Raw genomic sequence first — 20,924 nt, forward strand, 5'->3', positions numbered from 1 at the left:
TTCTCAAAAGAAGCTTTGAATAGACAATAGTATGGCGGAGGAAGAGGGATTCGAACCCCCGCGGGCTTTAACACCCCTGTCGGTTTTCAAGACCGATCCCTTCAGCCGGACTTGGGTATTCCTCCAACCCTATAAATGGTGGACCCTGCAGGACTCGAACCTGCGACCGGACGGTTATGAGCCGTCTGCTCTAACCAGCTGAGCTAAGGGTCCACGTGGCTCCACAGGTAGGACTCGAACCTACGACCGATCGGTTAACAGCCGATAGCTCTACCACTGAGCTACTGTGGAACAATATGAATTATGTATGTCACAAACGTAAATTGGAAAATAGCGGCGGAGGGGATCGAACCCCCGACCTCACGGGTATGAACCGTACGCTCTAGCCAGCTGAGCTACACCGCCATGGCTCCACAGGTAGGACTCGAACCTACGACCGATCGGTTAACAGCCGATAGCTCTACCACTGAGCTACTGTGGAACAATATAACATTTACTAGCGACATTAAAAATTTAACATGTTTCTGGCCTAAAGTCAATATATTATTTTAAAACAGCGTATAAAAAATAGGCAATCATCAACAGTTGAATAAATCCTTTCGAGATAGCGCCACTAAAAAAGCCAATAACCGAACCTACTCCAATTTTTACTGCGTTGCTAATTGTGGTCCGATGAACAATCAGTTCTCCTACAATCGCTCCGATAAACGGCCCTAAAATAATTCCAAATCCCGGAATAACAAACGGACCCACAAGCAATCCAACTGTACTTCCCCAAACGCCTGCTTTAGTGCCTCCGAATTTTTTCACACCAATAATATTAGCGATATAGTCTGCTAAAAAAAGTGCGACAACTAACAATCCTTGTATCACCCAAAATAACCAGCTATAGGAGCTAAAATCATAAAATAAACCGTATATGACAAATCCTAGCGCTACAAATAGCACGCTTGGGATGATGGGATAAACCAACCCAACAAACGATACAACAAAGCTAATGATAACTAATGCCCAACATAAAATAGCCATGCCCGCACCTATCCTTTTTATTATTACTATTTATCATACAATAACCACTCCTATAAAGAAAGACCTTGCACCACGAGACCTTCCTTTATTTTACTTTCGAATATATCTTCAGATAACGATTTTCGAGTGTACCACTGCACTATTAACAGCACAGTCCTCAAACTGCCCGTAATAACCCCCAAAAACAATGACAGCAAAATCTGTACATATAAAGAAATGCTTTTGACAAAACGCTCCATCGCACCATTGTAATTGGTAACGTTTTCTAAAATCTATTGTAAACCTTAAATTTCCGCTATAAAATAAGGTATAATCAGAATTTTCAATAATAGGAGGCTTTACAATGAGCATGCTGAAAAAGATAGCATGGAGTTTTACTTCCTTTCAAAAAATAAGGTCGCTTCGCTTTGAGCATACGAATAAAACAATTGGCTTTGTGCTGTTTTTAACATTCATTTCTTTGCTGCCTACATTTTTCTTTATGACTTTGACGATTGTAAACGGCTATCATACCGCGACTACAGATCTCCCGAAATCTGTTTCTTCTTTTTCTATTTCAAATTCACAGCTTACGTCAAGCCAACCTTTCACAAAAAAAGTAAACGGTACCGCTTTTATCTTAGACCCCTCACAGTCTATTGAACGGTTTCATTCCCCTGCTCATGCAATTGGTTTTTTAAAGGATGGAATTTATATCACGACTAATTCACAAACACAAACGTATTCATATGAGTTGCTAAACTGGCATCATAAAGATAAAAATGAACTGTTAAACTTGCTGCACGAACAAAAATTTTCTTTATACATACTTGTCCCTATCGCTATGCTTTTACTGTACGTATTAACATCTGGACTAAACTTCCTTTCTATTACCTGCCTTGCTTATCTTGGAAAACTGATTGGACTCATCACTAAGAAGCAGCTTCCTTTCAAACAGCTATGGGCACTGAGCGCTTATAGTACGGTAGCCTTCACGCTGCTTTATACGCTTTTTGAAGCTTTTTCTTTGTCTCTAGCAACACATAGCTCTCTTTACTGGATAGGAACGTTCTTCATTTACTTATTGCTCGTCACAAGGGTTCCTATGAGAAAAAAGGTAAAACCTAATAAAGCGATTGAAACATAACGAAATGAATCCAATCAACGGCTAGAAGCACCTACATACATAAAATCTATGTTTACCCTGCCAATGAAAAGCTCCGAACGAATTTAATTCTTGATCAAGAATCAAATTTGTTCGGAGCTTCTTCAACTAACATACTTTTGTCCCAGCCTCTTTATTTCTGTACAACTTTTCTTCTCCCCATTGCAGAAGAAAAAATTTTCAACTGATACAAAACCCACAAACCTCCTGCTGCGAGCAAACTAAAGCTATAAATAAACATCAGCCTTTCAGTATGCATCCACACTTCAAAAACAACGGGTCCCAACGCTACTCCTAAAAATCTCACCGTTCCATAAATGGATACAATAAATCCTCTTTCTTCGTCTGAAGCCGCTGAAGTAATCATCATATTAATACAAGGAAGAACAAATCCTAAGCCGCCAAAGGCGACTGTCAAACAAAACATCAGCACAGGAAGCGTATAAATCACCGTTAATACTCCAAACATTACGAATAAAAGAATCATTCCTACTATCATCAATTTTTTCATGAGCACTACATCTGTTTTGATTCGCTGACCGGTCCAATAAGAAACGAGCGTCATCGCGCCAAGAGGAAATAAAAAAGCGGTTCCTTTGAAAAAACCGTCTATATGATACGTTTCCTCTATTAAAAAAGATAAGTAATATAAAATGCCAAATAATAAAAACAACCCCAGTCCCCCGACAAAGAATAAAGGAAAAAGCGATTTTCTTTTATCATAGACGATCCCAATGGCTCTCTTTAAATACTCTCCAACAGATACTGAATCTGAACCTGTTTTCGCTTCTCTCACATACATGGCTATACCTACTAAAGCAGCACCTGCAGCTAAAGGATACACAAAAAATGCGGCATACCATACAACGAGTGCCGCCGTTGCTCCAATTATAGGTGCAACCACTTTTCCAGCTCCATTATATACTTCTAAAATCCCAAGGACTTTTGCTCTTTTTTCCCCTGTAAATACATCTCCAGTTAATGCCATTGCCAACGTTGTAGTACCAGCAGCGCCAATCCCTTGAATCACTCTTCCAGCCATCAACACAGCAAAGCTTCCAGAAGAGACCAAAGCGCTACTAGCAGCGACAAGGCTACCGATTATCATCACGATGAGGGAATACATAATTAATTTTTTACGTCCATATCGATCTGATAGAATTCCTACCGCAGGAATACACAATGCAGCCGGAATCGAAAATACACTCAGTATCAAACTGGTTTGGACTCCACTTAAGTGAAGTGACTTTTGAATGCTTGGCAGCAGAGGAATGAGCATGGAATTTCCCAGCACCATGATTAAAGGCAATAAGCCTAATGAAACAATCATTAATTTTTCTTTCAATTTTCGTTCTCCAATCATATTTAAGTAAGACAAGCATAGGCTTTACACATAAGCAAAAGAATGAAGGAGGAGCATAATGAAAAAGCTATGTGCATTAGCCGCTTTCGCTTTTATCGGATATATTTGTCACTACGACATTAAATACGGGACCATTCCTACTGCGACTGAAGCAGTTCAAGTCAGCAAAGCGCAGCCTGCAGAAACAAAAGCCGCCAGCTCTTCTTCCACCTATACAAAAATAAAAATTAAGCCAGGCGATACAGTTTTGTCCGTCATTGAAGAGCTTACAAAAAAATCGATACCGGTTTCTATGAACCAAATGATTAAAGACTTTAAGAAGTTAAATAACGGTACAGCGCCTGAAGATATTCAAATTGGAAAAACGTATAAGTTCCCTATTTACAAGTAATGACAGCATTCTTCTTGTCAAGATGGGATAGTCATTGTTAAAATAGCTAAGGTAGTACTTTCTACTAGTTATTTTGTTCATAAAGAGTTATTCTATTAATGAATTCAAATTCTTGATTTCATTTTGAAGGAGAGATTATCACGTGAGTGAAATTATACATCGTACAAAAACACGCCCCGTTAAAGTTGGAGATTTAACAATTGGGGGCAGTAACGAATTAGTTATTCAAAGTATGACAACCACTAAAACACATGATGTTGAAGCAACGGTTGCAGAAATTAAACGTTTAGAAGAAGCAGGATGCCAAGTTGTTCGTGTTGCTTGTCCAGATGAGCGCGCAGCAGATGCAATCCCTGAAATTAAAAAACGCATTAACATTCCATTAGTTGTAGATATTCATTTTGACTATCGCTTAGCGTTAAAAGCAATTGAAGGCGGAGCGGATAAAATCCGTATCAACCCAGGTAATATTGGACGCCGTGAAAAAGTGGAAGCTGTTGTAAATGCTGCAAAAGCTAAAAATATTCCAATTCGTATTGGAGTTAACGCCGGTTCACTGGAAAAACGTATTTTAGATAAATACGGCTATCCGACAGCAGATGGCATGGTAGAAAGTGCACTTCATCACATTAAAATTTTAGAAGACCTTGATTTCCATGACATCATCGTTTCAATGAAAGCATCCGATGTTAACTTGGCAATTGAAGCATATGAAAAAGCTGCTCAAGCTTTTGACTACCCTCTTCACTTAGGAATTACAGAATCGGGTACATTATTTGCGGGAACTGTAAAAAGTGCAGCGGGTCTTGGCGCTATTTTGTCTAAAGGAATCGGAAATACATTACGTATTTCTTTAAGTGCGGATCCTGTAGAAGAAGTAAAAGTTGCACGCGAGTTGCTAAAATCATTCGGTTTAGCTTCCAATGCTGCAACGCTTATTTCTTGCCCAACTTGCGGACGTATTGAAATTGATTTAATTAGCATTGCTAATGAAGTTGAAGAGTATATTTCAACTGTAAAAGCACCGATTAAAGTAGCGGTACTTGGCTGCGCTGTAAACGGTCCTGGCGAAGCTCGTGAAGCTGATATCGGGATTGCAGGAGCACGCGGTGAAGGTCTTCTATTCCGCAAAGGTGAAATCGTACGCAAAGTTCCGGAAGAAACAATGGTTGAGGAACTAAAAAAAGAAATTGATAAAATTGCTGCTGAATATCACGCAAAGCAAGAAGCTGAAAAAGCTGCAGCTAAATCATAACCAAAAAAAGCGAGGCGCATATGCGCCTCGCTTTTTTTATGAAAAGAACGGTAATATAAACGTACCGACAATAATCGATACAACTCCGATCCCTATTGCCCATGCTCCTAGCGTAAGTGCTCCTTTTCTGCGTGCGATAAACCCTAGAATAATCCCAGCGGCACCAAGAATAATTGGTAAAAAGAATAGTGAAAGAATCGAAAGCACGAGTGCGAAACGACCGTATCCCGTTCCTTCTCCTCGTCCAGCGACTTCATGATTGCGATTGCGGTCAATATCTATAACTTCACGCTCTGCATGTGGCTCTCCTACTCGGTAAGGAACGCCCACTTCAGCTGCAGTTTCTTCCATGAAATCAGCTTCATATACATCTTTTCTACGCCTTTGTTCTTCATTCTCCATGCTTAATCCCTCGCTTTCGTAAATAAGGAGCATTTATAGTATCTGAATGCGAGAAAAAATTATAAGTGTTAATCTTATACAGCTGCTCATTTTCTTGCAAAAATAGATACCTGCACGATTCCCACACCGTATAATCATCCTTATCTTTTTTCTTAAGGAGTATAAAAAGTATTACTGTTTCTCTTTAGGCTTTATGTTACACTAGACAAGAATAATCAAGCACCTAAGTAGAATAAACGTATTAAAGGAGTGCACGTAGTTGACAAAAAAGTTTGGAATTGACATTGATGGAACTGTTACCTCTCCTGAAACTTTTGTTCCTCATTTAAATAAAGCCTTTAACTTAAATTTAACACTTGAAGATATTACAGAATATGATTTCAGCCCTTTTGTAAATGTATCACCTGCAGAACTCGGGAAATGGTTTAAAGCAAATGAACGCTCTATTTACGAAACCTCTCCACTTGCAGACGATGCAAAAGCGGTTTTGCAAAAGTGGCATCAAAAGCACGAATTATTCTTTATTAGTGCAAGGCACGATCAGCTATTGGACGTCACGGAAGAATGGTTTCAAAAAAATGAGCTATCGTTTCATCACATTGAGTTAGTCGGCTCTCATTTTAAAGTTGAGACAGCAAAACGATACGATGTTGATATCTTTTTTGAAGACAAACATGATAATGCTTGTGAAATCAGTGAAGAATGCAATATTCCCGTTATCTTATTTGATACTCCTTATAATCGCTTACCTGTTCCAAAAGGAGTGGTTCGCGTATATAACTGGCTAGAAGCAGATCAGTGGGTAGCCGACTGGTTAAAAGAACAGCAAAAATAAAAAAGAGAGGTGCATAGCACCCTCTCTTTTTTATTGATTACATTCTATACATTGACCGTAAATTTCGAATTTATGGCCTGTAATATTATACCCTCGCAAATCCTCGTCTACATACTCCATCGGACAAGCTTCAATTTCTTTTGTTTTTCCACAATCTAAACAAATGAAGTGGTGATGATGATGAGCAGTTGCACATTTAAATCGAAAGTGCTTTTCGCTCGAAAGCTCCGTCATTTCAAGTACGCCTAACTCCACAAATAATGATAAATTACGGTAGATTGTATCAAAACTTAGACCAGGATAATCAGGCTTCATATATTCTAATACATCTTTTGCCGTTAAGTACTTATTTGATTTTGAAAACAAGGCAAGCATTTCTTCACGTTTTCCTGTATGTTTATATCCTTGATCTTTTAATAAATGAATGGCTTCAGTTAAATTCATTTTTGTTTCCCCTTCCGTCCTTTATTAATCATAATAGATATGATTAAAATAACAACAGCAATGACAACAATTGTACCGCCTGGTGCTAAATCCAAGTAGTACGCTGAAAATAATCCGCCTAAAACAGATATTTCACCAAAAATCACCGAAAGCAGAATCGTTTGTTTAAAGCCTCTAGCTAAGCGAATGCTTGCTGCTACAGGAAGAGTCATAAGCGATGACACCAATAGAATACCGACGATACGCATCGATACAGCAATGACAAGAGCAACCATCACGATAAATAAAAAGTGCATCCACTTCGATTTAATTCCAGAAGCAGAAGCATGCTCCTCATCAAAAGATAAAATAAATAATTCTTTATATAAGAAAAAGACAATAGCTATTACAAATACCGCTATGACAACAACTGTCCAAAGATCCGAACGACTAACTGCACTCACGCTTCCAAACAAATAATTCATTAAATCATTATTAAAACCGTCTGCCAGCGAGATACAAATTGCACTAATACCAATTCCGCCCGATAAAATAATCGGAATGGCCAGCTCTTGATAGTGCTTGTAGACCCCTCGAAGCTTCTCGATAAAAAGAGCCCCTGTAACGGAAGACACCATTCCTAAATAGACGGGGTTCACTCCTTGCATAAACCCTATTTTCTGACTAAGAAGCAAGCTCGCAGAAATTCCGGCTAGCGTCACGTGACTTAACGCGTCTGCAATTAAAGAAAGACGTCTTACTACGATGAACGTGCCCAATAAAGGAGCTAAGACGCCAATAATCATACCTGTTAAAAATGCATTTCGCAAAAACTCAAATTGAAATAAACTGCTTATCATACGTGCTGCCCTCCATGATGATGATCATGGGTTAACACATGAACATTATGACCATAAAACATAGATACGTCATGTTCACAAAGCTGTTCGAATTCTTTGGCATTCCCATGAAAGTGTAAAAATTTATTTAAACAAGCAACGTGGGTTACTTTTTCCGAGACAGTTCCAATATCGTGAGTAACAAGCACAAGCGTAATTCCTTTTTCTTTATTTAACTTTTCAAGAAGCTCATAAAAAGTGTATACATTTTGTGCATCCACTCCGACCGTAGGCTCATCTAAAATTAACAGCTCGGGCTCACTTACAAGCGCGCGTGCAATAAAAATTCGCTGCTGCTGACCACCGGATAGCTCTCCTATGTTTCGATTTAAAAATTCGCTCATCCCCACTGCTTCTACCGCTTCTTTTACCTTTTGTTTATGAGAAGCATTCATAAAGCGAAACAAACCTAGTTTTGAAGTAAGGCCCGTGGAAACCACTTCAAAAACGGTAGCAGGAAAGCCGCTGTTGAAACTATTCGCTTTTTGCGATACATATCCAATTTTACTTCGTTCTTTAAACCTTCTCTGATCTTTTCCAAATAAACGAATTGAACCTTGAGATGGTTTTTGCAAACCAAGCAAACATTTGATTAGCGTTGATTTCCCAGAACCATTTGGACCAACGAGCCCCAAAAAAGCTCCTTTTGGAATTGAAAAACTTATATCTTCTAATACATTCACTCCATCATATTGAAATGATAAATGATCAATTTCAATGATATCAGGTGTATTCATATGCGCCTCACCATTCTTTTTTTATATTTCTCCATACAAAAGAGGGCACGGTTTCTATCGTATACTCCGTTACCCATTTACTTTCTCAGAATCATTACGATTTAGTCATTAATGTAGTATACAGGATTGTCTTTTATTTGTAAACTAAGCCGTTTCACTCTTTCGCTTTCTTACCCCCGTAGGTTCATCCGACTCAAAATGTTGTTTTATTACACAATATAGTCACATCTTTCTTTTTTATTCATAAACTGTATATGACGAGGAGGTAATCATATGAAAATTGTACAGCAGATTGTCAATAAGAAAGTAAACAATATTACCCCGAAAGAGCTTTTAAAGTATAGCAAACAATACAACATCCCCATTACAGATCAGCAGGCACACACCCTTGTATCTGTCATTAGACAGCAGCCCGTAAATATTTATAACCTTGAAGAGCGCCGAAATTTAATCAAACAAATTGCTCAAGTAACAGATCGTGAAACTGCCAGACGCGTGAACGAATTATTTCAGCAGTTAATGTAAAAGAAGAGGTCATGTCTGTAGACATGACCTCTTTCAATCACATATGAAATTACATAAGCTTTTGTTTTAACTCTGAATCAAAGCTTTGTGCACGAATCATATCAATTTCCAATTGATATGGCGCTTTTTTATTTTTCTTATCTTCTCCTACATAAGGAGTTTCTAGAATTTTAGGAACTTCTTTAAACGCTGGGTGATGAACAATATAATTCAGTGCACCAAATCCGATTTCACCAAACCCAATGTTTTCATGACGGTCTTTTCGAGCACCGCATACATTTTTACTATCATTGATGTGAAGCACTTTAATTCGCTGTATTCCTACGGTTTTGTCAAATTCATTTAATACACCGTCAAAGTCTTGAACGATATCGTAACCAGCATCATGTACGTGACATGTGTCAAAACAAACAGAGAGCTTTTCATTGTGCGTCACACCATCAATAATTTGGGCGATTTCTTCAAAGCTTCTTCCACACTCTGTTCCTTTTCCAGCCATTGTCTCAAGCGCAATTTGAACTTCTTGATCAGCTGTCAACACTTCGTTTAGACCGTTGATAATTTGCTGAATACCAGCATCTGCTCCGGCCCCCACATGAGCCCCTGGATGAAGAACAATTTGCTTTGCGCCAAGAGCATGGGTGCGCTGAATTTCAGACGTTAAGAAATCTACTCCAAGCTCAAATGTTTCGGGCTTTGTTGTATTCCCTAAATTAATGATATAAGGAGCATGTACAACAATATCTTTCATTCCATGCTCTTTCATATGCAAAAGACCAGCTTCAATATTAAGCTCTTCAATCTTTTTGCGACGAGTATTTTGTGGAGCGCCTGTATAGATCATAAACGTATTTGCTCCATAAGAAGCTGCCTCTTCACTTGCTCCTAAAAGCATCTTTTTGCCGCTCATCGATACGTGAGAACCAATTTTCAACATTCTTTTTTACACCTCTAACCTATTGCGATTAACGATTGTTGCGTCTTTCACTACGCTTTTTCTTTTGCACGTACTTTGTAATTTCACGAGCACGTTTTTTCTTATAGCCAGGCTTTACTTTCTTAGGCTTTTGAATAAAGCGATGTGCCTCTTCTCCCACTTCATCCGCTTTCTTCACACGCTTTTTACGGCGGTTACGGTCATCAATAGAAACCCATTCTTGCTTTTGAAGATCTTTGTTTACAAACTCGATTCCCATTTTCTCTAGCTTATTTACTGCATCTTCATCTTCCACATCGAAGATTGTAGCAGCAATTCCAGAATGACCAGCACGAGCTGTACGGCCTACGCGGTGAATGTAGAAATCTAGATCTGAAGGAAGCTCAAAGTTAATAACGTGTGAAATCCCTTCAATATCAATACCGCGAGCTGCTAAATCTGTCGCTACTACGTATTGAAATTCTAAATTATTAATTTGCTTCATCATTTTCTTACGGTCACGAGGAGATAAGTCTCCGTGAATTCTTCCTACTTTTAAGCCTTTAGACAGTAGGTCATCTGCTACTTCGTCCGCCATTTTCTTTGTATTTGTAAAGACGATAGCTAAATAAGGATTATACGAAATAAGCATATCGTGCAGCAGCTTAAACTTGTTACGATGACGTAGTGGAACTAATACATGCTCTAATTTAGCCGCTGCTGCTTGCTTCGGCGAAACATGCGTAAATTTTGGATTTTCCATGTATTTTTTTAAGAATGGCTTTAATTTTTCAGGAATCGTTGCTGAAAAAACAAGCATCTGTAATTTTTCAGGCATGTTGCTTGCCAAACGGTCCACATCTTCTAAAAATCCCATATCAAGCATTAAATCAGCTTCGTCTACTACTAACGCCTTAGTTGTATACACAACTAACGCTTTTTCATTTACTAAATCAAACAAACGAGCCGGTGTTCCTACAACCACTTGAGGCTGTTTCTTTAATTTGTCGATTGTACGCTGCTTATCTGTACCGCCGATAAAACATTTTGCTGAAATTTCTTCTCCTTCAGCACTGTGTTTTGTTAGCTTTAAGACTTCTTGATAAATTTGAGAAGCAAGCTCACGAGTTGGAGCGGTAATTACAACTTGTACTTCTTCTTTTTTAGGATCTACCTTTTCAAGTAAAGGCAACAAATAAGCGTGTGTTTTGCCCGTCCCTGTTTGTGACTGACCAATTACACTTTCCCCTTTTAAAACGGAAGGAATTAAGCGCTCTTGAATCTCTGTAGGCTGATAAAAACCTAATTGTTTAATTGCTTCTATTAAAAATGGTTGAAACTCAAAACGTTCAAAGTTTGTTTTTTCCATAATAGTCTCCTTTTTTACATTCACGTTCATCTTTTAAGGCACAATATATGATTATAATCGATTTTTCCTTCTGTGACTACTTCTCATTCATATTACTAAAACTTATTACCTGTTTCAAAAACATTTTATCGCGAGTTGCATACGATAGTAAAAGAAAATCTACTTTACTAAAGGAGGTGCGTCCTTTGCTACAGCGAAGACCACCATTTCCACCCGGTATGCAAAGAAGAATGATGCCAGGAATGCCACCGCAAAACGGTTTTGGGCAACAACCTGGTAACTTTGGCCAATTTAATCCATTACAGCAGTTTCGTAACTTTGCCCAGCAAACAAATGCTCAACAATCATTTTACCCGAATCAGCAAGGCCTGAACCGTGGAGGAGGTAACTTCTTAACTCGCCTATTCCGAAGAGGCGGGAATAGAAACATCCCCTTTCAACAAGCAGCAGCTGCTGCTCCTCGAGGTTCTTTGTTTTCAGGCCTTTCAGGAGCCCAAGGTGCTGCAGGAGCGACCAACTCTTCTTCCCTGCTTGGAGGTTTGCAAGGTTTAACGAACCCTGCTAACTTAAGCTCCATGATGGGAAATGTTCAGCGAGTATTAAAAGCTGCGGAAACGATGGGACCTATGATTCAACAATACGGACCTCTTGTCAAAAATGCTCCTTCTCTATGGAAAATCTATCAAGCCCTGCGCTCAAGTGACGATACAGATGAAGTACTCGAAGCAGAAGGAACAGAGGTTGCTGAAACTGATGAAAGCAAAGACAGTAAGGTTTTGTCAACAGGCTCAGAAAGCACGGATTCATCTGATGATGAGCTGGATTTCTTCGAAGAAGAAATTGAACTTTCCTCTAGAGATCGAGTGTCTAAACCAAAACTTTATATTTGATAAATCTGCTAGTTCCGTAAGTAAAGACAGTAAGTAAAAAAAGAATATCTTTGTATTCTTCCTTCCTCTTTTATATAATAGAAGCGAGTTGAATTGCTCGTCAGGATTATGATGAGGAGGAAATTGAAATGAAAGTTATTAAAATCGCACCGCGCGGCTATTGTTATGGTGTAGTAGACGCAATGGTCATTGCACGAAACGCCGCTTTAGATAAATCATTGCCTCGACCAATCTATATCTTAGGAATGATTGTTCATAATAAACACGTTACAGATGCGTTTGAAGAGGACGGCATTATCACACTGGACGGTGCTAATCGCCTAGAAATCTTAGACCAAATAAATGAAGGAACCGTTATTTTTACGGCGCACGGAGTATCTCCAGAAGTAAAAGAACGAGCAAAAGAAAAAGGTTTAACAACAATCGATGCTACATGTCCGGATGTTACAAAAACCCACGACCTTATTCGCCAAAAAGAAAAAGAAGGTTATGACGTTATTTATATCGGAAAAAGAAATCATCCTGAGCCAGAAGGTGCACTTGGCATCGCACCAGATATCGTTCATTTAATTGAAAAAGCAGAAGACGTAGCCCATTTAAATATTCAACGTGAAAAAGTCATTGTAACCAATCAGACAACAATGAGTCAGTGGGACGTTGCAGATGTCATGGAAAAAGTAAAAGAAAAATATCCGCACGCTGAAGTTCACAAGGAAATTTGTTTAGCTACACAAGTTCGCCAAGAAGCTGTAGCTGAGCAAGCAGGTGAAGCAGATGTTACAATCGTAGTAGGAGATCCTAAAAGTAACAATTCAAACCGTCTAGCTCAAGTATCAATGGAGATTGCCGGCACTGAGGCATATCGCATCGGTGACATCTCAGAGCTTCAGATCGAATGGTTGATGAACGCGAAAACCGTAGCTGTTACGGCAGGCGCATCTACCCCTACTCCAATCACAAAAGAGGTCATCAATTTTCTAGATCAGTTCGATCCGGAAGATGAAACAACATGGACACGTGAAAAAAGTGTGCCTCTTTCAAAAATTTTACCAAAAGTTCGAACAAAAAAATCGTCTTAATAGACGCAAAAGAAGGTGTTGACATTCGTCAACACCTTCTTTGTTACATAAACGTAAATGGGTTTGTGTCTACTTTTGAATCAAATACTTCACACTCAAAGTTTTTCGCTTCAAAAAGACTGTTTAATACGCGTGTTACACCTTTTCTCATGACTTTTTCAACATGATGACCAGGATCTACAACGTTTAATCCCATTGCCATTGCATCATGCGCAACGTGGAAATACAAATCACCTGTTACATAGGCATCTGCTCCGCTAAATTTTGCGTTTGTAATATATTTGTTTCCGTCTCCGCCAAGAACAGCTACTTTTTTCACAGTGGCATCCATAGACCCTACTACTCTGACACCATCTACATCCAATGCTTGTTTAACGTGATCGGCAAACTGTTTTAACGTCATCTCTTCTTTTAACTTACCAATTCGTCCAAGTCCAAGCGTTTCGCCCGTTTGTTCCACTGGATAAATGTCATAGGCTACTTCTTCGTAAGGATGAGCACTGAGCATGGCACGAATAATTTTATTTTGTTGACCCGCTTCAAAAATAGTTTCAACTTTTGTTTCATTGACACGTTCTAGCTCTCCTTTTGAGCCAATGTATGGATTGGCTTCTGAAGAAGGTTTAAATGTGCCTTCGCCTTCTGTTGAAAACGTACAGTCGCTGTAAAGGCCAACATGTCCAGCTCCCGCATCACAAATAGCTGTGCGCACTGCTTCAGCGTCATTTGAAGGAACAAATACAGCTAGCTTTTTCAATTGAATCGACGTTGTCGGAACCAGCACTTTTGTCTCTTGTAGCCCCAACGCTTCGGCTAACAAGTCATTTACTCCGCCTTTAGCTATATCTAAGTTTGTATGAGCAGCATATACGGCAATATCATGCTTAATGCATTTCTCTAAAATACGTCCTTCAGGACGATCTGTAACCACTTGTTTTAGAGGTCTAAAAATAGGAGGATGATGAGCAATAATTAAATCCACTTGTTTTTCAATTGCTTCGTCTACGACCGTTTCAAGAACATCTAACGTTACCATTACTTTTTTTACAGGCTTGTTTAACGTTCCAATCTGTAAACCAATTTTATCTCCTTCAACCGCTAAATGCTTGGGAGAAAATGATTCAAATGCCTCAATTACTTGAAATCCGTTAGGGATTTTACTCATTTTAACGCCTCCTCAATTAATGAGATGTCTTGGGTAAGTTTTTGAAGTTTTGCTTTGCTTTCCTCTGACTGAGCCTGTTCCATTTGACTGACAATTTGTTTAAGATGATTTAGTTCATGCGTCCACTTTGTCATAAAAGCAGAAGAGCGCTTTTCTTTTAAAATAGGGCCCATTAACACACCGGCTTCCACTTCCCCGTTATACGGAGCTAAAGGGTTTCCAGGTTCAGCGACGATGACTTCATACATACGACCGTCTTCTTCGATGATTTTTTCATCAATGATTTCCCAGTTGTGTTGAATCAGCCAGCTGCGAATATGATGTGAACCAATATTCGGCTGAAGCACCAGTCGTTTTACTCCTTCTAATTTTGCCTTTCCTTCTTCTAAAATCATCGTAATAAGCGTTCCGCCCATTCCGCAGATTGTAATACAGTCTACTTCATTCGGTGATATTACTTCTAGGCCGTTTCCTTTTCGAACATCAATAACATCCGTTAAGCTTGTTTTTTTCACCTGCTGAATAGCCGATTGCAGGGGACCTTCTGTAATTTCACCTGCTACAGCGCCGCTAATATATCCATTTAAATAAGCAAAACATGGCAAATACGCATGATCTGAGCCAATGTCTGCTATCTTTGCTCCCAAAGGAATCGACTTTACTACTTCTTCAAGTCTTGTTGATAAGTTTAATTCATTCATTTTGTCACCTATTCTCTATGTGATTACTGTTCATTATTTTAACATAGATAGCTGCATGATTCCTATTTCTCTTCATGTTTTCCTTCTAGCTGAATGCGTATAAAAACATCATAAAAAAAAAGCCTGCTTTATAAATGAGCGGCTTTCCAGAAAATCATGTTTCTGAACTCTATTTAATTTCGGATACCCATTTAGCCATTTCCTTCGCTTTTTCCGGTGGAACCAGCCCGGCCGGCATGTTTCCTTTACCGTTTACAACAATATCTGCAATTTCGTCTTGAGAAACTTTTTTCCCAATTCCTTTTAACGAAGGACCTACTCCACCTTGATACTGATCGCCGTGACAACCAATACAAGTTTTTTGATAAATTTCTTCTGGTTTAGCTGAAGCCTGCTGTTCCGCGCCACCGCCTTCTTTTTCAGCCGCGATTTCTTTTGCATTGTTCAATCCGTTGAACGAAAGCGTTAACATTAAAGCAATCCCGATTACCGCAATTAATAAAAATGGTATTAGCGGATTTCGCTTCACTCACTATACCCCCTTTATGTATTCCCATCCCTAGAAATAACAAAATAGTATAAGCACTTTTATTTTACTTGAAAATGCTCATAAGTGAAAGGGTTTTATTTACATAATTAACTAATTTCTTATTGCTTATCTTAACAGCCAATTTGCCTTGCAATAACAGAGCGCTGAATTTCCGAAGTTCCTTCTCCAATTTCTAAAAGCTTGGCATCCCGTAAATACCGCTCCACGTGATACTCTTTCATGTAGCCGTATCCTCCATGAATCTGCACAGCTTGACTGGCTACTTCCATACAAATTTCAGAAGCATACAGTTTACACATAGCTGCTTCTTTCGTAAATGGCTTTCCTTGGTCTTTTAACCACGCTGCTTTATACACCATATTTCTTGCTAACTCAATTTTCATGGCCATATCAGCTAATTTAAACTGAATCGCTTGAAACGATGAAATAGCTTTCCCAAACTGCTTTCTTTCCTGCGCATATGACAGTGCTTTCTCATAAGCCGCTTGAGCGATTCCAACGGCCATTGCCCCAATTCCAATTCTTCCCCCGTCAAGCGTCATTAGAAATTGTTTGAATCCTTCTCCTCTTACACCGAGTAAATTCTCTTCAGGCACTTCAACATCCTCTAAAACGAGTTCAGTTGTATTTGAAGCATGTAGACCCATTTTCTCGTAATTGTCTATTACAGTAAAACCTCGAGCTTCTGTGGGCACGATAATAGCTGAAATTTCTTTTTTACCTTCTGTACGGTTTGTAACAGCTGTTAAAGCTAAAAACTTTGCATAGCTGGCATTCGTAATATAGCATTTACTTCCATTAATCCTAAATGTTCCATCCTTCAACACTGCTTCGGTCTCCGTTCCCCCCGCGTCACTTCCTGCGTTCGGTTCGGTTAAACCAAACGCTCCAAAAGATTCCCCGGAGCATAAAGCAGGTAGGTACTGTTCTTTTTGCTCCTTTGTTCCGAATAAATAAATAGGTGCCCCCCCGAGCGAAACATGAGCTGAGTATGTAATTCCTGTAGAGCCACAAGCTTTACTTAACTCCTCTACGACAATAGCAAAACTAACCGTATCTGCGCCTCCGCCACCATACTCTTCAGGAAAAGGAAGGCCCATTACACCAAGCTCACTTAACTTTTTAAAAACATCAAGCGGAAATTGCTTACTTCGATCGCGCTCTAGTGCATTTGGTGCTACTTCAGCTTCTGAAAATTCTCTCAGCGTCCGTTGAATCATCTTTTGTTCATTGGTTAATTCATAATTCATTTTTATTCCCCCTAAAAATGTATACGCTTACATTATCTAATTATAATTCATTTTTGTAAATTTTCTCAACTTTTAAAACGTTTTAATTTTTTCATGTTATAATAGAGGAGTATTCATCAATGCAAGAATAAAATGAGAGCGATTCCATTTTTTTCGGATGTTTAAATGAAATTTGAACATCTTACGCTTCTATAACAAAAGAATATAAAGGAGCATTTGCAAAACGAAGGACAATTCAGTAAAATATATGAAAGAAGAAAAGTTGGTAAAAAAATCAATATACTTCTTTAAAATGCGTTTTCATGAAATTTATTCCATAAAAAAACAGACAGCCTCTTTCCGCAGGGAAAGAAGCTATCTCATAAGCGCTATTTACGCTTTTATCTATTCTAAGAAATCTTTTAAACGTTTGCTTCGACTAGGGTGACGAAGCTTGCGAAGCGCTTTAGCTTCAATTTGACGAATACGCTCACGCGTTACGCCAAATACTTTTCCTACTTCTTCAAGCGTACGCGTACGCCCATCGTCCAGACCAAAGCGGAGTCTAAGAACATTTTCTTCGCGATCTGTTAACGTATCAAGGACGTCTTCTAACTGCTCTTTTAATAATTCATATGCAGCATGTTCAGAAGGTGATGTTGCATCTTGGTCTTCAATGAAGTCACCTAAATGAGAATCATCTTCCTCACCAATTGGCGTTTCAAGAGAAACCGGCTCTTGGGCAATTTTTAAGATTTCACGAACTTTTTCTGGTGTTAAGTCCATATCTTCTGCAATTTCTTCAGGAGATGGTTCGCGACCTAAATCTTGTAGAAGCTGACGTTGAACACGAATTAGTTTGTTAATCGTTTCAACCATATGAACAGGGATACGAATCGTTCTTGCTTGGTCAGCAATCGCACGAGTAATAGCTTGACGAATCCACCATGTCGCATACGTACTGAATTTATAACCTTTGCGATAATCAAATTTTTCTACCGCTTTAATAAGACCCATGTTTCCTTCTTGAATCAAATCAAGAAACAGCATACCGCGTCCAACATAGCGTTTAGCGATACTTACCACAAGACGTAAGTTTGCTTCAGCAAGACGACGTTTCGCTTCTTCATCGCCTTCTTCAATACGTTTTGCTAAATTGATTTCTTCCTCTGCCGACAATAAGTCAACGCGTCCGATTTCTTTTAAGTACATACGAACTGGATCATTAATTTTCACACCAGGAGGTACACTTAAATCATTTAAATCAAACTCTTCTTCTTTTGACAGTTCTTGAATATCGGGATCGGCATCGTCATCATTTGCTTCAGATTCACTCATTACTTCAACACCTTGTTCTCCAAGGTATTCATAATATTCATCCATTTGATCGGATTCAATTTCGAAGTTCGCCATACGCTCTGCAATTTCTTCGTATGTTAGCACACCACGTTTTTTTCCGATTTCGGTCAATTGATCTTTTACTTGTTCAATTGTTAAATCTGAATCAAGTTGTTTTGATTGAGCTGATTTTTCAGCCATCAGATCCCCTCCTTCCAAAATTTTAAGGAAAACCTTCTAAAAGTGGGACTAATACGCAACATCGTTTATTTTAACGTTTTTTTCAACTGTAAAATTTCCATTGCTATTGTCGCAGCTTTTAAATAATCTTTTTGACGCTCTGCTTCTTGCTTTTCTGCTTCTTTTTTTTCTATCGCTACCCTTTGTGGATAAATCAATATCGTTTGGATATAATCATTCAAAGCTTGCTCCGACAATTCATCATTGATTGACATCATCGCCAATTCTGAAGCTAGACTAGACAACGAAGATTCGGGCAACCGCTCAATAAATCCGCTCGGATTAGGCTCGTGTCCTTCCTCGTAATAGGCATACAAATATAGAACAAGCGCACGATGTTCTTCGACATTGAACTGACCTTGAAGTCGGTCTTGAATTCTAAATGCTACATCCTTATCTTTCAACATATGAGCGATCAAAAAACGTTCTGCATTTTGATAAGCCGGTAATAAGCTTCTCTTTACGACTGGTTGTCTATTTATATTATTTCGATTTGGAGAATCATTATCCTTTTTCTTTTTTTCCGTTCGATACACTTGATACTGCTGTTCTTTAAGCGCATCTAATGAAATGGAAAACTCTTGTGCCAATTGGCGTAAATAATGATCTCGCTCTACAGCTTTTGTAAGGAGGCTTATTTCTTTCAAAACGTCTTCAATGTATTGCATACGTTCAGATTCATTTTGTAGATTTCGCTTTCGGCGGAGATACCTCATTTGAAATGCCATAAAGGTCAAGCTGCTATTAATAACATCATTTTGAAACTTCTCTGCCCCGTATTCTTTAATATAATCATCCGGGTCATAACCATCCGGCATCACAGCAATCTTAACGGTACAACCCACATTTGTTAAGATAGCAGTTGCTTTGTGCGCTGCTTCAATTCCAGCAGAATCTGCATCATAGCAAATGATAACGGACTCTACATTTCGACGAATAATTTTGGCTTGTTCTTCTGTTAAGGCAGTTCCCATTGTTGCAATTGCGTTTGGGCACCCCGCTTTAACAGCTGAAATAACATCTGCAAATCCTTCAAATAAAATAACCTGCTGATTTTTGCGTATATGTTTTTTAGCGCGGTGAAAGTTGTAGAGTGTGCGACTTTTGTTAAAAATAGAAGTTTCGGGACTGTTTAAATATTTAGGCTGCCCTTTTATCTCTTTTAGCAGGCGCCCTGAAAATGCAATTGTTTTGCCTTGCAAGTCAGCAATAGGAAACATAATTCGATCGCGAAAACGATCAAAGTACGTTTCATCTTGGTTGCGTTTAATGATTAAACCTGCATGTTCCATCTCTTGCGGATTAAACCCACGTTTTGTTAAGAACTTACTTACAAATTCCCACGAATCTAAAGCAAAACCTATCTCAAATTCATCGATAATTTCTCGTGAAAACCCTCGATTTATTAAATAATCATAAGCATCTTGGCCTTCTTTTGTATTTACCAATAAATGATGGTAAAATTTCTTTAAAAGCTCGTGTGCTTCAATCATTTTATTGCTAGGCTTTTGATTATCTTCTTCATGAGGATGTATCTCATGTTCAAAAGGAATGTCTCCTTTTTCAGCAAGCTGCTGAGCTGCTTCCGTGAAGGACAGTCCTTCTAATTCCATTATGAATGAAAATGAATTCCCTCCTGCACCGCATCCAAAGCAATGATAAATTTGTTTATCAGGCGATACTGAAAAAGATGGTGTGCTTTCCCCATGAAACGGACAGAGTCCAAAATAATTGCGCCCTTGTTTTTTTAGTTGTACATAATCGCTTATGACGTCGACAATATCTACTGAATGCCGAATACGGTCGATTACTTCATCAGGAATTCGATTTGCCATAGTAACAGCTCCGTATTTCATATAATATTCTTCACTAAGTGCTAAATTCCTGCAAGTTTCGACAACATTTTTTCAAAAGCTTGAATGAAATGCTGGCGATCTTCTTCACTAAATGCCTTTGGGCCTTTAGTATGACGCCCTGACCGTCGCTCTTTTGCAGAAACATAGCGAAAGAAAAGCACCGTATTCATTTCGTCGTCATTATAGTACTTTCCACGAGGAGACAGTGCGTAAACCCCTCGACTTACTAACATGCTTGCTAAGCCAGTATCTTGAGTTACGACAATATCCTGCTTGGCTGCGTGATTTAAAATATATAAATCTGCGGCTTCCTTTTCTGCATCTACATAGACCCATTTTCCTGGTGTAGGATTTGTTTGCATGTGAGCATAGGAAGCAACAAACACAAGCTCGATGTCATATGTATGTGTAAGTTCAACGATTTCTGCTTTAACAGGGCATGCATCAGCATCGACAAAAACTTTACTTTTTCTTTTGCTATAACTCTGTATTCTACATCCCTCCAGAGATTCCTTCTAACAATTTGTTATTTCCTGTAGATGGCATTTGTCGAATACTTTTTTGGATTTTGACTTGACTTTTATATAA

General features: G+C 38.7%; 22 protein-coding genes and 5 tRNA genes. 7 read left to right on the forward strand and 20 right to left on the reverse strand.

The features are described from left to right. Positions 1–32 precede the first annotated feature (32 nt). The 6 genes from MKX72_RS22800 to MKX72_RS22825 all read right to left on the reverse strand — a co-directional run bounded on the left by MKX72_RS22800 (position 33) and on the right by MKX72_RS22825 (position 1,029). A tRNA-Ser gene (locus MKX72_RS22800) sits at positions 33–125 on the reverse strand. Positions 126–136: 11 nt separating this feature from the next. Next, positions 137–213: transfer RNA gene (locus tag MKX72_RS22805), tRNA-Ile, on the reverse strand. 3 nt (positions 214–216) lie between these two features. After that, positions 217–291 (reverse strand) — tRNA-Asn (locus MKX72_RS22810). A gap of 40 nt (positions 292–331) precedes the next feature. Further along, a tRNA-Met gene (locus MKX72_RS22815) sits at positions 332–405 on the reverse strand. A 1-nt stretch (position 406) separates the two neighbouring features. Then, positions 407–481, reverse strand: a tRNA-Asn gene (locus MKX72_RS22820). A gap of 62 nt (positions 482–543) precedes the next feature. Beyond that, complete coding sequence (locus tag MKX72_RS22825) at positions 544–1,029, reverse strand: DUF456 domain-containing protein (RefSeq protein WP_028411626.1); 486 nt, start codon at positions 1,027–1,029, stop codon at positions 544–546. Positions 1,030–1,372: 343 nt separating this feature from the next. Between MKX72_RS22825 and MKX72_RS22830 the strand changes: the two genes are divergently transcribed. Further along, complete coding sequence (locus MKX72_RS22830) at positions 1,373–2,155, forward strand: DUF1189 domain-containing protein (protein ID WP_049166207.1); 783 nt, start codon at positions 1,373–1,375, stop codon at positions 2,153–2,155. 151 nt (positions 2,156–2,306) lie between these two features. Here the strand turns inward: MKX72_RS22830 and MKX72_RS22835 are convergent, their stop codons facing one another. Beyond that, positions 2,307–3,518, reverse strand: coding sequence for an MFS transporter (locus MKX72_RS22835; protein WP_028411629.1), 1,212 nt, complete (start codon positions 3,516–3,518; stop codon positions 2,307–2,309). 76 nt (positions 3,519–3,594) lie between these two features. Between MKX72_RS22835 and MKX72_RS22840 the strand changes: the two genes are divergently transcribed. Continuing rightward, positions 3,595–3,927, forward strand: coding sequence for a hypothetical protein (locus MKX72_RS22840; RefSeq protein WP_028411630.1), 333 nt, complete (start codon positions 3,595–3,597; stop codon positions 3,925–3,927). A 151-nt stretch (positions 3,928–4,078) separates the two neighbouring features. After that, positions 4,079–5,182 carry a flavodoxin-dependent (E)-4-hydroxy-3-methylbut-2-enyl-diphosphate synthase gene (gene ispG / locus MKX72_RS22845; RefSeq protein WP_201763664.1) on the forward strand — a complete coding sequence of 368 codons (1,104 nt, stop codon included), beginning with the start codon at positions 4,079–4,081 and terminating at the stop codon, positions 5,180–5,182. A gap of 36 nt (positions 5,183–5,218) precedes the next feature. Here the strand turns inward: ispG and MKX72_RS22850 are convergent, their stop codons facing one another. Then, the gene (locus tag MKX72_RS22850) at positions 5,219–5,584 is read right to left on the reverse strand and encodes a hypothetical protein (RefSeq protein WP_013059205.1); all 366 of its coding nucleotides are present in this window, start codon (positions 5,582–5,584) and stop codon (positions 5,219–5,221) included. A gap of 259 nt (positions 5,585–5,843) precedes the next feature. On the opposite strand from MKX72_RS22850, the gene MKX72_RS22855 reads away from it, so the two are divergent. Beyond that, complete coding sequence (locus MKX72_RS22855; protein WP_034271152.1) at positions 5,844–6,419, forward strand: 5' nucleotidase, NT5C type; 576 nt, start codon at positions 5,844–5,846, stop codon at positions 6,417–6,419. A 30-nt stretch (positions 6,420–6,449) separates the two neighbouring features. Here MKX72_RS22855 and MKX72_RS22860 read toward each other — a convergent pair whose 3' ends face one another. The 3 genes from MKX72_RS22860 to MKX72_RS22870 are packed head-to-tail and all read right to left on the reverse strand — an operon-like array spanning position 6,450 to position 8,478. Further along, positions 6,450–6,863: a Fur family transcriptional regulator gene (locus tag MKX72_RS22860; RefSeq protein WP_013059207.1), complete on the reverse strand. Its 414-nt coding sequence runs from the start codon at positions 6,861–6,863 to the stop codon at positions 6,450–6,452. Then, positions 6,860–7,702, reverse strand: coding sequence for a metal ABC transporter permease (locus MKX72_RS22865; protein WP_028411633.1), 843 nt, complete (start codon positions 7,700–7,702; stop codon positions 6,860–6,862). The genes MKX72_RS22860 and MKX72_RS22865 overlap by 4 nt, the downstream gene beginning before the upstream one ends. Further along, positions 7,699–8,478 carry a metal ABC transporter ATP-binding protein gene (locus MKX72_RS22870; protein ID WP_028411634.1) on the reverse strand — a complete coding sequence of 260 codons (780 nt, stop codon included), beginning with the start codon at positions 8,476–8,478 and terminating at the stop codon, positions 7,699–7,701. Before MKX72_RS22870 ends, MKX72_RS22865 begins: the two co-directional genes overlap by 4 nt. Before the next feature lie 273 nt (positions 8,479–8,751). On the opposite strand from MKX72_RS22870, the gene MKX72_RS22875 reads away from it, so the two are divergent. Then, positions 8,752–9,003 carry a DUF2624 domain-containing protein gene (locus MKX72_RS22875; RefSeq protein ID WP_013059210.1) on the forward strand — a complete coding sequence of 84 codons (252 nt, stop codon included), beginning with the start codon at positions 8,752–8,754 and terminating at the stop codon, positions 9,001–9,003. A gap of 49 nt (positions 9,004–9,052) precedes the next feature. On the opposite strand, the gene MKX72_RS22880 is transcribed toward MKX72_RS22875, so the two are convergent. Together MKX72_RS22880 and MKX72_RS22885 are read right to left on the reverse strand one after the other, a co-directional pair. After that, a complete protein-coding gene (locus MKX72_RS22880) occupies positions 9,053–9,940 on the reverse strand; it encodes a deoxyribonuclease IV (protein WP_028411635.1) in 888 nt (295 codons plus the stop codon). A 28-nt stretch (positions 9,941–9,968) separates the two neighbouring features. After that, the gene (locus MKX72_RS22885; protein ID WP_013059212.1) at positions 9,969–11,288 is read right to left on the reverse strand and encodes a DEAD/DEAH box helicase; all 1,320 of its coding nucleotides are present in this window, start codon (positions 11,286–11,288) and stop codon (positions 9,969–9,971) included. A gap of 176 nt (positions 11,289–11,464) precedes the next feature. Between MKX72_RS22885 and MKX72_RS22890 the strand changes: the two genes are divergently transcribed. Continuing rightward, complete coding sequence (locus MKX72_RS22890; protein WP_340760969.1) at positions 11,465–12,178, forward strand: YqfQ family protein; 714 nt, start codon at positions 11,465–11,467, stop codon at positions 12,176–12,178. A gap of 128 nt (positions 12,179–12,306) precedes the next feature. Further along, the gene (locus MKX72_RS22895) at positions 12,307–13,257 is read left to right on the forward strand and encodes a 4-hydroxy-3-methylbut-2-enyl diphosphate reductase (protein WP_028411638.1); all 951 of its coding nucleotides are present in this window, start codon (positions 12,307–12,309) and stop codon (positions 13,255–13,257) included. Positions 13,258–13,300: 43 nt separating this feature from the next. On the opposite strand, the gene MKX72_RS22900 is transcribed toward MKX72_RS22895, so the two are convergent. The 7 genes from MKX72_RS22900 to MKX72_RS22930 form a co-directional block, all read right to left on the reverse strand. Then, positions 13,301–14,422 carry a Nif3-like dinuclear metal center hexameric protein gene (locus tag MKX72_RS22900; RefSeq protein WP_155007639.1) on the reverse strand — a complete coding sequence of 374 codons (1,122 nt, stop codon included), beginning with the start codon at positions 14,420–14,422 and terminating at the stop codon, positions 13,301–13,303. Next, complete coding sequence (locus tag MKX72_RS22905) at positions 14,419–15,123, reverse strand: tRNA (adenine(22)-N(1))-methyltransferase (RefSeq protein ID WP_028411640.1); 705 nt, start codon at positions 15,121–15,123, stop codon at positions 14,419–14,421. Before MKX72_RS22905 ends, MKX72_RS22900 begins: the two co-directional genes overlap by 4 nt. A 169-nt stretch (positions 15,124–15,292) precedes the next feature. Then, on the reverse strand, positions 15,293–15,652 hold the full coding sequence (gene cccA / locus MKX72_RS22910; RefSeq protein ID WP_013085044.1) for a cytochrome c550: 360 nt from the start codon (positions 15,650–15,652) through the stop codon (positions 15,293–15,295). Between the two features lie 131 nt (positions 15,653–15,783). After that, positions 15,784–16,923: an acyl-CoA dehydrogenase family protein gene (locus tag MKX72_RS22915; RefSeq protein ID WP_028411642.1), complete on the reverse strand. Its 1,140-nt coding sequence runs from the start codon at positions 16,921–16,923 to the stop codon at positions 15,784–15,786. Positions 16,924–17,307: 384 nt separating this feature from the next. Next, a complete protein-coding gene (gene rpoD / locus MKX72_RS22920) occupies positions 17,308–18,441 on the reverse strand; it encodes an RNA polymerase sigma factor RpoD (RefSeq protein ID WP_013059219.1) in 1,134 nt (377 codons plus the stop codon). A gap of 65 nt (positions 18,442–18,506) precedes the next feature. Continuing rightward, positions 18,507–20,315, reverse strand: a complete 1,809-nt coding sequence (dnaG, locus tag MKX72_RS22925) for a DNA primase (protein ID WP_016765586.1) — start codon at positions 20,313–20,315, stop codon at positions 18,507–18,509. 41 nt (positions 20,316–20,356) lie between these two features. Further along, positions 20,357–20,827 (reverse strand): YaiI/YqxD family protein, encoded by a 471-nt coding sequence (locus tag MKX72_RS22930; RefSeq protein WP_028411643.1) that lies wholly within the window; start codon positions 20,825–20,827, stop codon positions 20,357–20,359. Between the last annotated feature and the right edge of the window lie 97 nt (positions 20,828–20,924).

Source organism: Priestia sp. FSL R5-0597, from assembly GCF_038006305.1.
Classification (GTDB): Bacteria; Bacillota; Bacilli; order Bacillales; family Bacillaceae_H; genus Priestia; species Priestia zanthoxyli.

Excerpts from the sequence above, each read along its gene's own strand:
- MKX72_RS22850 (WP_013059205.1), bottom strand. The coding sequence starts at position 5,584 with ATGGAGAATGAAGAACAAAGGCGTAGAAAAGATGTATATGAAGCTGAT.
- MKX72_RS22860 (WP_013059207.1), bottom strand. The coding sequence starts at position 6,863 with ATGAATTTAACTGAAGCCATTCATTTATTAAAAGATCAAGGATATAAA.
- MKX72_RS22905 (WP_028411640.1), bottom strand. The coding sequence starts at position 15,123 with ATGAATGAATTAAACTTATCAACAAGACTTGAAGAAGTAGTAAAGTCG.
- MKX72_RS22840 (WP_028411630.1), top strand. The coding sequence starts at position 3,595 with ATGAAAAAGCTATGTGCATTAGCCGCTTTCGCTTTTATCGGATATATT.
- MKX72_RS22865 (WP_028411633.1), bottom strand. The coding sequence starts at position 7,702 with ATGATAAGCAGTTTATTTCAATTTGAGTTTTTGCGAAATGCATTTTTA.
- MKX72_RS22885 (WP_013059212.1), bottom strand. The coding sequence starts at position 11,288 with ATGGAAAAAACAAACTTTGAACGTTTTGAGTTTCAACCATTTTTAATA.
- MKX72_RS22830 (WP_049166207.1), top strand. The coding sequence starts at position 1,373 with ATGAGCATGCTGAAAAAGATAGCATGGAGTTTTACTTCCTTTCAAAAA.
- MKX72_RS22900 (WP_155007639.1), bottom strand. The coding sequence starts at position 14,422 with ATGAGTAAAATCCCTAACGGATTTCAAGTAATTGAGGCATTTGAATCA.
- dnaG (WP_016765586.1), bottom strand. The coding sequence starts at position 20,315 with ATGGCAAATCGAATTCCTGATGAAGTAATCGACCGTATTCGGCATTCA.
- rpoD (WP_013059219.1), bottom strand. The coding sequence starts at position 18,441 with ATGGCTGAAAAATCAGCTCAATCAAAACAACTTGATTCAGATTTAACA.
- MKX72_RS22915 (WP_028411642.1), bottom strand. The coding sequence starts at position 16,923 with ATGAATTATGAATTAACCAATGAACAAAAGATGATTCAACGGACGCTG.
- MKX72_RS22880 (WP_028411635.1), bottom strand. The coding sequence starts at position 9,940 with ATGTTGAAAATTGGTTCTCACGTATCGATGAGCGGCAAAAAGATGCTT.
- MKX72_RS22825 (WP_028411626.1), bottom strand. The coding sequence starts at position 1,029 with ATGGCTATTTTATGTTGGGCATTAGTTATCATTAGCTTTGTTGTATCG.
- MKX72_RS22870 (WP_028411634.1), bottom strand. The coding sequence starts at position 8,478 with ATGAATACACCTGATATCATTGAAATTGATCATTTATCATTTCAATAT.
- MKX72_RS22895 (WP_028411638.1), top strand. The coding sequence starts at position 12,307 with ATGAAAGTTATTAAAATCGCACCGCGCGGCTATTGTTATGGTGTAGTA.
- MKX72_RS22875 (WP_013059210.1), top strand. The coding sequence starts at position 8,752 with ATGAAAATTGTACAGCAGATTGTCAATAAGAAAGTAAACAATATTACC.